Source organism: Corallococcus exiguus (genome assembly GCF_009909105.1).
Taxonomy (GTDB): domain Bacteria; phylum Myxococcota; class Myxococcia; order Myxococcales; family Myxococcaceae; genus Corallococcus; species Corallococcus exiguus.
The window spans coordinates 690,365-703,441 of sequence record NZ_JAAAPK010000005.1 but is presented as its reverse complement, the minus strand read 5'-3'; the positions used below and the strand labels follow the sequence as shown (position 1 = coordinate 703,441).

General features: G+C 71.6%; 12 protein-coding genes. 10 read left to right on the top strand and 2 right to left on the bottom strand.

Annotated elements, in window-relative coordinates:
- Window positions 1-16: 16 nt before the first annotated feature.
- From GTZ93_RS23105 to agmC, 4 genes are read left to right on the top strand one after another with little or no spacing between them, the layout of a single operon-like run.
- Complete coding sequence (locus GTZ93_RS23105; RefSeq protein WP_139921818.1) at window positions 17-796, top strand: class I SAM-dependent methyltransferase; 780 nt, start codon at window positions 17-19, stop codon at window positions 794-796.
- Window positions 797-810: 14 nt separating this feature from the next.
- The gene (locus GTZ93_RS23100) at window positions 811-1,311 is read left to right on the top strand and encodes a cupin domain-containing protein (protein WP_139921816.1); all 501 of its coding nucleotides are present in this window, start codon (window positions 811-813) and stop codon (window positions 1,309-1,311) included.
- 15 nt (window positions 1,312-1,326) lie between these two features.
- The gene (locus GTZ93_RS23095) at window positions 1,327-1,827 is read left to right on the top strand and encodes a hypothetical protein (protein WP_139921814.1); all 501 of its coding nucleotides are present in this window, start codon (window positions 1,327-1,329) and stop codon (window positions 1,825-1,827) included.
- A 51-nt stretch (window positions 1,828-1,878) separates the two neighbouring features.
- A complete protein-coding gene (agmC, locus tag GTZ93_RS23090; protein WP_139921812.1) occupies window positions 1,879-4,272 on the top strand; it encodes an adventurous gliding motility protein AgmC in 2,394 nt (797 codons plus the stop codon).
- A gap of 45 nt (window positions 4,273-4,317) precedes the next feature.
- On the opposite strand, the gene GTZ93_RS23085 is transcribed toward agmC, so the two are convergent.
- Window positions 4,318-4,692 (bottom strand): DUSAM domain-containing protein, encoded by a 375-nt coding sequence (locus tag GTZ93_RS23085; RefSeq protein WP_139921810.1) that lies wholly within the window; start codon window positions 4,690-4,692, stop codon window positions 4,318-4,320.
- A gap of 522 nt (window positions 4,693-5,214) precedes the next feature.
- Between GTZ93_RS23085 and GTZ93_RS23080 the strand changes: the two genes are divergently transcribed.
- The 5 genes from GTZ93_RS23080 to GTZ93_RS23060 all read left to right on the top strand — a co-directional run bounded on the left by GTZ93_RS23080 (window position 5,215) and on the right by GTZ93_RS23060 (window position 9,147).
- Window positions 5,215-6,462, top strand: coding sequence for a metallophosphoesterase (locus GTZ93_RS23080; RefSeq protein WP_390624900.1), 1,248 nt, complete (start codon window positions 5,215-5,217; stop codon window positions 6,460-6,462).
- A gap of 173 nt (window positions 6,463-6,635) precedes the next feature.
- Window positions 6,636-7,013: a hypothetical protein gene (locus GTZ93_RS23075; protein WP_233597259.1), complete on the top strand. Its 378-nt coding sequence runs from the start codon at window positions 6,636-6,638 to the stop codon at window positions 7,011-7,013.
- A complete protein-coding gene (locus tag GTZ93_RS23070; protein WP_257979476.1) occupies window positions 6,973-7,800 on the top strand; it encodes a DUF4157 domain-containing protein in 828 nt (275 codons plus the stop codon). The genes GTZ93_RS23075 and GTZ93_RS23070 overlap by 41 nt, the downstream gene beginning before the upstream one ends.
- Window positions 7,801-7,813: 13 nt before the next feature.
- On the top strand, window positions 7,814-8,422 hold the full coding sequence (locus tag GTZ93_RS23065; protein WP_139922501.1) for a putative glycolipid-binding domain-containing protein: 609 nt from the start codon (window positions 7,814-7,816) through the stop codon (window positions 8,420-8,422).
- A 311-nt stretch (window positions 8,423-8,733) separates the two neighbouring features.
- Complete coding sequence (locus GTZ93_RS23060) at window positions 8,734-9,147, top strand: helix-turn-helix transcriptional regulator (protein ID WP_223639461.1); 414 nt, start codon at window positions 8,734-8,736, stop codon at window positions 9,145-9,147.
- An 8-nt stretch (window positions 9,148-9,155) separates the two neighbouring features.
- Here GTZ93_RS23060 and GTZ93_RS23055 read toward each other — a convergent pair whose 3' ends face one another.
- A complete protein-coding gene (locus GTZ93_RS23055; RefSeq protein ID WP_139922504.1) occupies window positions 9,156-9,575 on the bottom strand; it encodes a hypothetical protein in 420 nt (139 codons plus the stop codon).
- A gap of 360 nt (window positions 9,576-9,935) precedes the next feature.
- Here GTZ93_RS23055 and GTZ93_RS23050 point away from each other — a divergent pair, with 360 nt between their 5' ends.
- Window positions 9,936-12,965: a TonB-dependent receptor domain-containing protein gene (locus GTZ93_RS23050; RefSeq protein WP_180946168.1), complete on the top strand. Its 3,030-nt coding sequence runs from the start codon at window positions 9,936-9,938 to the stop codon at window positions 12,963-12,965.
- Window positions 12,966-13,077: the final 112 nt, after the last annotated feature.

Here is a 13,077-nt window from a genome sequence, read left to right as displayed (position 1 = left end):
GGCGGGGAGAACGACCATGAACGTGGACTTCGGACGCACGTCGTCGGACTACGCGAAGCACCGGGCAGGCTTCCCGGAGGCCTTCTACACACGGCTTGAACAGGACGGCGTGCTGACGTCCGGCCTGCGCGTGCTCGACCTGGGCACTGGCACCGGCACCGTCGCGCGCAACCTGGCCCGGCGCGGCTGCGACGTCACCGCCCTGGATGTGTCCGCGCCGCAGCTGGAGGCCGCGGCGCAACTCGCTCGCGACGAAGGCCTCCGCGTGGACTTCCGCGAGGCGCCCGCGGAGAACACCGGCCTGCCCTCGGGTTCCTTCGACCGCGTGTTCGCGGGCCAGTGCTGGCACTGGTTCGACCGCGCCGCCGCCGCGCGTGAGGTCTTCCGCCTGCTCAAGCCCGGCGGGAAGCTCATCCTCTGTCACTTCGACTGGACGGCCCTGCCCGGCAACCTGCTGGAGGCCACCGAGGCCCTGGTGGAGGAGTTCAGCCCTCGCGTCAAATTGGCCGTGGATCACTTCGGCCAGGGCGTGGGCATCTACCCGCAGTGGTTCCGTGACGTGGGCGTGGCCGGCTTCCAGTCCCTTACATCCTTCACCTTCGACACGCTCACGCCCTACACCCACGAAGCGTGGCGCGGGCGGATGCGCGCCAACGCGCGGATTGGCGCCATGCTGCCTCCAGAGCAGGTGGCCCGCTTCGACGCCGCGCTGGCCGCGCTCCTCGCCGCGCGCTTCCCCCAGGAGCCGATGTCCGTTCCCCACCGCGTGTTCGCGCTCGTCGCGGAGCGTCCGTGAAACAGGAGTCCTCCATGGCCTCGCCCCACCTCATCCACGCCGAAGACGTTCCCTGGACCGAGCTCGCCCACGGCAGCCGCGTGGCGCTCAAGCGCAAGCAACTGGGCGCAGCCGCGCATGGGCGCAAGCTCGGGTGCAGCCTGGTGGAGCTTCCTCCGGGCCGCCGCTCGTGGCCGCTGCACTACCACCTGGGCAATGAGGAGGCCGTCTACGTCCTGTCCGGTACGGGCTCGCTGCGCCTGGGAACGGAGACGCTGCCCGTGCGCGAAGGGGATTACGTCGCGCTGCCGCCGGGCGCGGAGTGCGCGCACCAGCTCATCAACGACGGCTCGGAGCCGCTGCGCTACCTGTGTTTCTCCACCATGGAGGCTCCGGACGTGCTCGTGTACCCGGACTCGAAGAAGGTGGGCGTCTTCGCGGGCGCCGCTCCCGGAGGCGACAAGGCCGCGCGCACGCTGATGGCGTACCTGCCCCTGGACGCGCAGGTGGATTACTGGGAGGGCGAGGAGCCCTGATAGGGTGGCCCGGCCATGGCCTCCCTGCTGGATGCGCTCGACCGCGAGCGGCTGCTCAAGGATTCCGCCGCCGCGTCCGGGCTCGTACCCAAGGGCGAGCCTCCCCACGTGTCGCTGCTGCGGCTGTGCGACGCGGGCCTGCTCGAGGGCGGGCTCACCGTGGGGTATGGCGTCCGACCGGATGAGCTGGTGGGCCCCCTCACCGCGGCCATGGGCGGCGCGGCCCGGAAGTTCAAAGTCGTGGACGTGCGCGAGCGCCCCGTGCTGGAGCTGCACGTCGCGGCGGGCGACGTCACGGAGCGCTGGGAGGTGGAGGACGTGTCCGCGCTCGTGCACAACCTCAACGACCTGTACCGCGACGCGGCCGACGTGCGCGCGGTGGCCGTGCTGGGGGAGTGGGAGGACTCGCTCCAACTGCTCTGCGTCGAGCGCCGCGCCCTGGGACGGCTCCTGCGGCAGCCCTTCTTCGCGCCCGTCAACGCGCGGGGGCTCCAGGACCTGATTCCGTCCCGCTGAAGCGGCTGGGCCACCCTCGACCCCGGACGCCCGGTGGGGCACCATGGGGGAATGCGCATCACGCTGGCTCTCATCGTTGGATTGCTCCTGGCGCAGGTCGCTCGCGCGGAGCCGGATTCCTTTGACCTGGGCACCGGACGCGACGGCTTGCTCAACCTCGTCGCGGGACAGGGCCTCGCCCTGGACGCGCACGCACCGCTGGGGAAGAGCGTCGCGGCGGGGGGCCAGGAGCTGGTCGTGTCCGGCCTCAAACTCTCCGCCGGCGACCTGGTGATGATCCACGAGAGCACCGGCCTGTCCTCCGCGGCGGACGTGGGCAACACGAAGCCCGTGACGCTGACGGGGACGGTCTCGCTGGGGCGCTGGGAGCTGGCGCGGTTGGAGAAGGTGTCGTCCTCCACGCCCGCCCTCCTCACGCTGACCGCGCCGCTGCGCTACGCGTACGCCACGGGGCGTGCCCAGGTGGTGCGCGTGGCCGAGTACTCCGACGTCATCATCCCGGAGGGCGCGCGGCTCACCGTGTCGCCGTGGAACGGCAAGTCCGGCGGCATCCTCGCGATGCTGGTGAGTGGGAAGGTCGCCAACGAAGGCCGCATCGACGCGGATGGACTGGGCTACCTGGGCGGCGTCTTCCGGACCGACGCCGCGGGGCTGGTGGGCTGCACGGAGCTGGAGCTGGAGCATGGCAAGGGCGGATCCGCGCGCGGCGAGGGCGTGGCGGGCACGGTGTCCCGGACCGGCATCGCCACCGGGCGCGGCAACCTGGCCAACGGCGGTGGCGGCGGCAACTGCACGGCGGCCGGCGGCGGCGGTGGCGGGCACGGCGGCGTGGGCGGCATCGGTGGGCGCACGGCTTCCGCGGACGGCGCGCGCGACCAGGGCGGGTTGGGCGGCGCGGCGCTGAGCTACTCCGTGTTCGAGCGCTTCACGTTCGGCGGTGGCGGTGGCGCGGGGCAGGGCTCCGACGCGGCCGGCTCCAACGGCGCAGCGGGCGGCGGCATTGTGTTCATCCGCTCCACGGCGTTCGAGGGCAAGGGCATCTACAGCGCCTCGGGTTCGACCGCGGGGGCTTCGTCGGGCAACGACGGCGCGGGCGGTGGCGGCGCGGGCGGCGCGGTGGTGCTGCGCGCGGTGGACATCGTGAACTGCGGCGGGGTCGAGGCGCGGGGCGGCGCGGGCGGCAACACCCAGTTGGACAAGCAGCCCTTCGGGCCGGGCGGTGGTGGCGCCGGGGGCCGCATCCTGCTCGAGGGCAAGACCCTCGCGTGCGTGCCCAACGCGAGCGCGGGCAGCGCGGGCGTGTCCGCCTACCCGGGCGCGGGTTCGTACGGCGCGGGGCCGGCCACCACGACGTCGGATGCCGGCACTCCGGACGGGGGCTCGGGCACGTCCACGGGGACGGTGCAGGAGGTGTCCCAGCCCTTCCAGGTCCCCGTCACGCCCGTCATCACGGCGCCGGAGGCGGGCGAGGCGTCCACCACCACGCGCCCTCGCTTCGAAGGGACCGCGGGCACGAACGGGCCAGTCGTCCACATCGTCGTGGATGGGCGGGAGATTGGCGCGGCGGTGCCGGGGGCGGACGGCCGCTTCACCTACGACCCCACCACGCCACTGAGCGCGGGCGCGCATGACGTCATCGCTTGGGCGGAGTCGCTGGGCGTGGCGAGCAAGCCCTCCACGCCGGTGCGCTTCTCCACGCCCGCGGTGGTGCTCGCGGACGGTGGCGTCGTGCAGATGGCCGTGCTGGTGGTGCCCTCGAATGGGGACACGGTGGGGCGCACGCCGCTGTTCGCCGGCACCGCGCTCAATGGCGCCAGCGTGGGTGTGGTCATCGACGACGGGCCGGACAACATCGTGCCGTTGGACCTGTTGGGGCGCTTCCGCTACCAGGTGCCGGACTCCGCGCCGCTGAGCGTGGGCGCGCACAAGGTCACGGTGCACTCGCACAACGAGGCGGGCGATGACGGGCCGTACTCCGACGTCGTGGGCTTCGAGGTGGTGGTGGCCGGCTCGGACGGCGGAACGGATGGCGGCTCCGACGCGGGCCCGGTGGATCCTGCGACGCCCATGGTGCTCGTGCCCGAGGAGGGCTCGACGGTGGATCCGACCTTCATGTTCGTGGGCGTGGCGCTGCCCGGCACGTCCGTGCGGTTGGAGCTGGACGGCACGGCGCTCGCGACCGCCACCGCGGATGACGAAGGTGTCTTCCGCCACGTGCTGACGGCGGACAAGGCGCTCGCGACGGGGGCGCACAAGGTCGTCGCCCAGGTCGTGACGCCGCAGGGCGAGGCGGGGCTGCGTTCACCGGAGGTGGGCTTCCAGGTGCGAGGCCCCACCGACCTGGACGTGGGCTGCGGCTGCGGCTCGGCGCCCGCGGGGATGATCAGCCTCTGGGCGCTGGTGGGCCTGGGCGCCCTGGTGCGCCGCCGCCGGGCGCGGAGCTGACAGGGGCAGGGCGCGGCTGCCTTTGGGGCGCCGCGCCCAGACCGGTCACGGCGCGTCGGCCATGTCGTCGAGCTGTCCCTGTGCTGCCTCGCGGTAGTAGGGGACGACTTCGACAGAGAGCACGTCGCGCATCTCCTGGCGCGCTCGCTCGTAATCGCCCGCGTCCTGGTACCGGAACATCCGGTGCAGCGCATCCATGAGTCTGTTGGATCCGTCCGTGATGCGGCGGGCGCACTCGCGCAGGAGCGTGAGCGCACCGGCATCGGTCCGGAGGGCTTCGGAGGCGCTGTCGATGCCGACTTCGTCAGCGGTGCGGAGGATGAGCGCGCGCACGTCCTGCGTGAGGGCCAGGGGTGCTCCCTCTCGCAGCACACGACGCGACAGGTCCCGTATCGCGTCCCAATCGGGTCGGGCGGTCATCTAACGCTTCCTCGGCTTCGGGCCGCACATATCGACAGGCCACTCGTGTTGCCCCTCGCATCGGCGGAGACAGGCTGTGCAGGGACCATCGAGTCTACCGTCGGCACCGTCGTTCCATGCGCGGATGCACCGCTGCTTCCATTCGGGAAGGTGGGCGTTGTGCGCGAACTCATCCTCCTTGGCTTGAGACGACGTGATCGCGGCAGCAGTCCCGGCCCCTGCGGCGGCTCCCATGAGGGCTGCTGCTTCGCCCGCCGTGAGTCCACACGCGGCTGGATTGCCCGGATGTGCCTCCACGCAGCACGTCACACTGTCGAAGCACGTCGCGGTCGCGCAGCCTGTCGTCAACACGCTGCACAGCGCCAGCGCGGGCCAGGAATACCCAGGGCGTGATTCCATGTTTATCAAGGAATACTAGCTTATGGCGGCCCCGCCAGGCGTCCGGCGGGGCTGGCGGGCGCGCCGTGGGGGTGGCCGTTATCTTCCCGTGCTCGAAGGCGTCCCGGCCCCCGGGACGACAGGGTGGCGCGCGTGACGACGGACGTGTCCTCGGAAGAAGCTTCATCACGGCGGGCCCGGCGCTCGGCCGGGGCTCCGGGCTGGCGGGGGGTTCTGTCCCTCCTCCTGGGGTTGGGCCTGCCCGTCGCGCTGCACGTCTACATCGGCCTCCGCCTCTTCACCGCGCCTGGCTGGCCCGCTCCCTGGGCCGCCGTGGGCTGGGGACTGCTGGGCCTCTGCTTCCTCGTCCTGCTGGCGGGTTTCCGCGCTGCCCGCCGTGAGGCCACCGGCTTCTCCCGCGTCATCCAGTGGGGCGCGTACCTCTGGCTGGGCGCGTTCGGCATCTTCCTCACCGCCGTGCTGGCCTCGGACGTCGTCGGCGCCGCGCTGTCCCTGTCCGGCACCGTCACGGACATGCACGCGCTCGCCCGGGGCCGCGCGGCCGCCGTGCTGGGCACCGTCGTGCCCGCCGTGGCCTTCGCCTTCGTCACCGCGCGCGGCAAGGCCCGCGTGGAGCGCACCACCGTGGCCCTCAAGGACCTGGGTCCGGGCCTGGAGGGCTTGCGCGTCGTGCAGCTGTCCGACGTGCACGTGGGGCCCACCCTGGACGGCGTGTGGCTCCAGCGCGTGGTGGATCAGGTCAACGCCCTGAAGCCGGACATCGTCGCCATCACCGGCGACCTGGTGGACGGCTCCGTGGAGGAGCTGCGCGACCAGATGACGCCGCTCGCGTCCCTCAAGGCCTCGCTGGGCGTCTACTACGTCACCGGAAACCACGAGTTCTACCACGGCGCCCGCGCCTGGATGGCCGAGGTCGCCCGGCTGGGCATCACCGTCCTCACCAACGAACACCGCGTGGTGGAGCGCGGCGGCGCCCGGCTCGTCGTCGCCGGTGTCACCGACCACGACGCCGGCCACATCGACCCGCCCCTGGAGAGCCGCCCCGACCTCGCGCTCGCCGGCGCCCCGCCGGACGTGCCCCGCCTGCTGCTGGCCCACCAGCCCCGCACCGCCCTGTCCCTGCAGGGCCTGCGCGTGGACCTCCAGCTGTCCGGCCACACCCACGGCGGGCAGATCTTCCCCTTCATGTTCTTCGTGAAGCTCCAGCAGCCCGTCGTCCAGGGCCTGGCCACCGTCGCCGGGACCCGGGTCTATACGCACCGCGGCACGGGCTACTGGGGCCCCCCCTTGCGCCTGGGCCCCGCCCCGGAGATCGCATCCCTCACCCTGGTAGGAGCTCCCCGTTCTGACGGTGATTCAAGCCAAGCTTGATATTTCCGTTCTTGCTGCTTATTGTTTGGGGCGTGTCCACCGCACCATCTTCCCTCCTTGTCCCGGAATTCGCTTTCAGCCGTCCCACGGCGCCCGCGGTCCCGGGTGCGCGGCGCGGGGCCCGGGTCCCGGTCGCTTCGCCTCGGACGGGGAAGGCGGCGCCGGTCCTGCTGGTGGTCTCCGAGGCCCCGGAGGTCCGGCTGGCGGTGGCGCGTGAGGTGGGGCTGGCGTGCCGGATCGTGACGTCGCTGGGGGCGACGTCGGCGGACCGGCGGCTGGACATGGGCGTGGCGGTGGACGGGCTGGTGCTGGACCTGGACGCGGATCGCCGCGTCGTGAGCGATTTCCTCTGCCGTCTGGTGGACCGGGGCTTCCACGGTCCGCGCATCCTCCTGTCCTCCGGTTTCCGTCCTGAAGCGAGCGCCACCTTCCTGACGGCTTGTGACACCCACTTCGCACTCGGCCGGCCCTGGCGCGCCGGTGAGCTGCGCTCGCTCTTGGAGAGGGTCCTTGGGGTCTCCCACCTCGCTCAATCCGCAAGCAGTCCGTGACTCCCGCCGTGGTGACGCTCCCCGCCTGGCGCCGTTGACGGCGCGGGTGGCGGACGCGGGCCACGGTTTGTTCACCGGTATCGCCGGGGCGTCCGCGGGCGCCGCGCGCAGCGCGTACCTGGCGCTGATGCTCTTCGCCAGCGGCATGGCCCGCTGCGCGACGGGGCGCTCCCGCGACGGGCTGCCGCAGCTCAAGCGCTGCCTGTTCCGCGTGGCGCAGGTGCCGGTGGACCTGGTGCTGATGCTGGGCGGGCGCGTGCTGTCCGCCGTGCAGGTGGTGACGGGCCTGGAGCCCGTGGGCCGCCGGCTGACGGACGCGGAGGTGGACCGGCTGCGTCCCATCTTCGGCGACAGCCTGGACTACCGCTGCGTGCGCGTGAAGGAAGGCGCCCTGGGCCTCTTGGGCCTGCCGGGCCGCGCGTTCGCTCATGGGGATGTCCTCTTCATCCCGCCCGGCTACGGCGCGGTGGGCTTCCGGCTGCTGGTGCACGAGCTCACGCACGTGTGGCAGCACCAGCACGGCGGCACGGGCTACCTGAGCGGTTCGCTCGCCGCGCAATACCTGGGTGACGGCTACGACTGGCGCAAGGCCGTGGGTCACCGGCGCTGGGCGGAGCTCAACCCGGAGCAGCAGGCGCAGTTCATCGAGGACGCCGCCGACGCGCAGCTCATCCCCCACGTGGGCCGCCCCACGCCCCAGCAGCGGCTGCGCGGCTGGAGCGACGCCGCCCTGTGCCTGTTGGACGAGGCCCTGGACTGCCTCTACGCCGGACGTGGCGCGCCGTGAGGCCGCCCGTCCCATGACGGCGCGCACCGCCCGGCCCGGCGGAGCGCCCGAGGGCCGCTGCCTGCAAGCCCTGACCTGGCGACGCCTGGAGTCTCCCGGCACCGAGCACTTCGAGCTGTGGGAGTCCGCCGAAGGCCCGCTCCTCGCCGGCACCGTGGTGCTGGTGGGCGAGGGCCTTCCGCTGCTCGTGCGCTACACCGTGGCGTGCGACCCGGACTGGCACACGCGCGAGGCGCGGCTGGCCGTGCACCAGGGCGGCACGCGGCGCACGCTGGTGCTCCAGGTGGATGACCACCAGCGCTGGTGGCGAGACGGGCGCGAGGTGCCGGAGCTGCGCGGGTGCGTGGACGTGGACCTGAGCGTCACCCCCTCCACCAACACCCTGCCCATCCGCCGGCTGGGGCTGGAGCCGGGCCAGTCCCGGGACGTGACGGCCGCGTGGGTGCGGCTGCCGGACCTGTCCCTGGAGCGGCTGGAGCAGCGCTACACCCGGCTGTCCTCCACCCGCTACCGCTACGAGAGCGCGGGAGGCGCCTTCGTCGCCGAGGTGGACACCGACGCCACGGGGCTCGTCACGCACTACCCGGACGGCTGGGAGCGCGTCGCCTCGACGGACGGTTGACCCCCCGGCGCAACCCCGGGGCCCCGAACCCGGACAATCTCCCAGACCTTCCAGGATTCGCGTGTCGTTTCATGTGGGCTAATGGAGCCATGAACGACGCGCTTCCCGTGGGCGAGGGAATGCAGGACTACCTGCCATATAGGGATGGGCCCGACTGACGTGGCGGGTTATAACGACCTCTGAACCGCTCCGGCGGTGGAGGGGTCGCGAGCCTTGCGGCCACCCCACCGGACGTCACGTGCAAGGTTGATGTGGTGAAAACCCACCCCCGAGGTCCTCTCGCTTCCGGCCGCCTCCGGAAGAAGCCCCGTGTGGCGCCCGCGTCGGCGGCGGCGCTGTCGCGGCGGCAGTTGGAGCGCAAGCTGGCGGTCAGTGTGGGGGCGGCGGCCCGGGCCGCGCGGCTGCGGGCTGGCCTCACGCAGGCGGACGTAGCGGATCGCGTCGGCATCGCGTCGGAGGTCTACGGCCGGCTGGAGCGGGGCAAGATGATGCCCAGCGTCCCCACGCTGTTCCGCCTGTGCCTGGCGCTGCAGCTGTCCGCGGACGCGTCCCTGGGGCTGGCCCTGGCGGCGGCGGCGGGCGCGGGGCTGTGGGAGGAGGACTCCACGGACAAGGACGACCTGCCGGAGATGCGCCGCCTGCTCCGCGCGGTGCGACGGCTGCCGCGCCCCCAGCTCAAGCTGATGAGCCTGGTGGCCAGCGCCATCCTGCCCACGCGCCGCTAAAGGGGCCTTCAGGGCGCGGACGCGGGCGGGCGGGCCGTGCCCGAGCGCGGGTCGGCTTTCGTCACCCGCCACACCCACCCGGACGGGGTGGAGTCGCGCTGCGCGGTGTTCACGTCCACCGCGTACACGTCCAGGGTGTGCTCGCCCACGGGCAGGTCCTTCAGGCGCCATGGGGATTCGCAGGGGATGTAGAGGCTGCCATCCAGCGAGCACCAGAACACGGGCTTCAGCGTGGTGGCGGTGAAGACGAAGGTGGCCTCCCTGGAGGGCGTGGCCCCGGGGGGCCCTTCGTCGATGAACGTGTCCGGTCCTTCATTGCCCGCGCGCGCCAGCGACGGCGGGAAGAGCAGCGGCATCAACATCAGGCCCAACAGCAGTGACGCGAGCAGTCCGTGAGGAAGGTAGCGCAGGGACGGCGGGGGAATCATAAGCGGGCTCGCGTGACGCCGGGCGCCACGCGAACCCTGCCTTGGTGCATGTCGTTGGAGAGTGCTCTGGGAGGGTTGGGGCGTTCCACCATGGGCATGGCGTCCGGGAATGGGAAAGGGCGACTTCCTGGAAGGTGGGGATGGATCCGAAATGGGGCGCCCTGTCCCGGGGAGCGGTCCCGTCATCCACGGCGAGACGTGACGCGGAGTGCAAATGTCCTCCAGCGGAAAAGGTCCGCTGCCCGCACGGCCCCGGGCGGGCGGTGATGGCACGCGTCACGGAGCAGCGCTTGTCAGGGAGGACATCCCCTGGCCTCATGGATGCTGGCCGGGACCTTCCTTGCACGAACGCCATCGCCCATGACCTTCGCGAAGAGGAGCACCCCCTGGCACGCCGCCGCGCTGGTGCTTTGCCTGTGCCTGTCGTGGCCGGCTCAAGCCCAATCTCCTGAAGCGGACCCTGGCAGTGCCCGGCTGGGCGACACCCTGGACGCGGGCCTGCCCGTCACGGAGGAGAACCTCACCCCCGGCGTTGCCCCGCGGAGCATGGGCGCACCGTGGACGGAAGGGGACGGTCCCCAGGACGGGGGCATGGGCTCGGTCTCGAAGGAGGCGGACCTCCAGCGCACCACCGATGGCGGCTGGGCGGTGGAGCCCGGTGCGGCTGCTGCTGGCACGGACGGAGGCCCCTCGCTGGCGGCCTTCGTGCCGCCCTCGCTGGTGAGGGACTCGCCCGCGCCGTACCCGCCCCGGCTGGTGGGCGAGGGCGTGGCGGGCACGGTGAAGCTGGAGCTGCTGGTGGACGAGGCGGGCGAGGTGGACTCCGCCACGCTGGTGGACGGCGTGCACCCGCTGCTCAACGAGGCCGCGCTGCACGCGGCGCCGTCCCTGCGCTTCTCTCCCGCGATGATGGAGGGCCAGCCCGTCGCGGTGCGCCTGTTCTTCGAGTACCGCTTCGAGGCGCCCGTCCCGATGGCCACCAACGCGGACGGCGGCGTTCCCATGCCGCAGGGCCCCATCACCCTCAAGGGCCTGGTGCGGGAGAAGGGCAACCGCCGGCCGTTGATTGGGGCGACGCTGGTGTCGGACGCGGCGCCGGACTCGCCGGTGCAGACGGACGAGAACGGCCGCTTCGAGGCGCGCTTCCCCACGGGCGGTCAGGCGGTGCGCGTGTTCGCCCCCGGCCACAAGCCCGGCCTGTTCCGCGAGGCGCTGAAGTCCACCGAGTCGCTGGAGGTCGTCTACGGCCTGGAGCCGCTCGTGCTGAACCCCTACGAGACGGTGGTGCGCGGCGACCGTGAGCGCACGGAGGTGAGCCGCATCACGCTGCACGACGCGGAGCTGCGGGAAGTGCCCGGCACCATGGGCGACCCCTTCCGCGTGGTCATGCTGCTGCCGGGCGTGGGCAGCATGCTGTCCGGCGTGGCGTACCCGGTGGTGCGCGGCAGCCAGCCCGCGTCCACCGGCTACTTCCTGGACGGCATCCGCATCCCCATCCTCTTCCACCTGTTCCTGGGGCCCGCGGTCATCCACCCGGACTTCCTGGACGCCATCGACTTCTATCCGGGCTCGCCGCCGCCGCAGTACGGCCGGCTGATGGGCGGCGCCATCGACGGGCGCCTCACCCGGCCTCGCGACGACCGCGTGCACGGCAGCGCCTACGCGGACTTCATCAACGCGGGCTTCTTCATCGAGACGCCCTTCAAGTCCACCGGCACCAGCGTCAGCCTCGCGGGCCGCTATTCCTATACGCCGTGGATCATCGCGCTCGCGGCCAATCAGTTGCAGGACCCGCCGCCGCCGGGGCGCACCAACCCGAAGGTGGTGTTGGACTTCTGGGACTACCAGGCCCGCGTGGAGCAGGACGTGGGGCAGGGCAAGCTGCGGTTGTTTGCCTTTGGCTCGTCGGACACGTTCGGCTCGGAGGCGCAGGACGACCAGGGCGACACCGCGCTCCAGTCCGTTGCCTTCCACCGCGTGGACCTGCGCGGCCGCCACCCGCTGGGCAAGGGTGAGCTTGAGATTGGCGGGACGTGGGGCCTGGACCGCTTCGCTGTCGTGTCGCGCGGGCCGGACAACGGGAACGAAATCTACATCGACCAGGACAACTTCTCCGGGCGCCTGGGCTACAGCGTGCCATGGGATGAGCGGCTGCTGCTGCGCGCGGGCGCGGACCTGGAGCACAAGCGCGCCATCGTGGACGTGCTCACGGTGGAGAACGGCCAGGAGGTGGAGGAGGACACGGTGCGCGTGCCCGTGGCGCTGGCCACCTTCACCGGCGCGTACGCGGAAGGGGTGTGGACGCCCAATGACAGATGGACGGTGGTGCCCGGCCTGCGCCTGGACAGCTACCACCTGTCCGGCGGCTTCGACCACAAGGTCATCGAGCCGCGCCTCACCGTGCGCCACAAGCTCACCGACACCGTGACGCTCAAGGGCGGCGCAGGGATCTTCCACCAGCCGCCCACCACCCTCATCAGCCTGCCGGTGGTGGACGTGGGCAGTCTGTTGTTGGGGCTCCAGGAAGGCGTGCAGCTCTCCACGGGCGTGGAGTGGAAGGCCTTCGACAAGTGGGAGGTGGGGCTGGACGTCTATGTGAACCCCATGCTGCGCACCATCGAGCTCACGCCCTTCTCCGACGAGGGCCTGACGGACGACATCGGAGACCCGGGGGACCCGGACGTCGTTGAGCCTCCGCCCGGTGGGGGCCCGCCTCGCCAGGACGGCTTCCGCCGGGTGCGCGCGCGGCAGATCGACGTCGATAGACCGCCTGTCAGCCGGGACGACTGGGACATCCCGGACTTCACCAGCCATGGCCTGGCGTATGGGTTGGAGGTGCTCATCCGCTACCCGCTGGGGAACAACTGGTTCGGCTGGCTTTCGTACAGCCTCCAGCGCAGCACGCGGCGCACCACCTTCTATCGATATGACTCGTCAGGTCGGGCCATCTCCGAGGACTCCGCGGACCTGCCCTTCGCGTTCGACCAGACACACATCTTGAACCTGGTGGTCAGCCACAAGTTCTCCAACAACATCACCCTGGGAGGCGTGCTCCATTTCAACAGCGGACGCCCGGAGTACGGCACCCTGGGAAGCCAGACGCACCGCGAGGGCGTGGACTCAGACGGCCGCCCCGCGTGGGTGCAGGTGGATCGCGATCAGGTGGACCGGCTGCCGCCCTTCTTCCGCTTCGACCTGCGCGTCTCCAAGGCCTGGGCCTACGAGACGTTCACCCTGGAGGCCTATCTGGACATGCTCAACGTCACCCTCAACACGGAGACGCTGGGCTTCGACTACCTGGGCGGCGGCTACAGCCGGCAACCCCTGACCAAGAGTGCGGTGGGACTGCCCATTGCCCTGCCCATCATCGGCGTCAAGGGCCGGTACTGACCTGTCCTGAAGGGCAGGTCCACTGCTCGGGGGTGAACCGATTTTCGCGCCCCCTGCCCTCCAGGGCTGCTCCACTCGTGGCCAGATGTGTCAGTATTCCGTGAGACGCGGG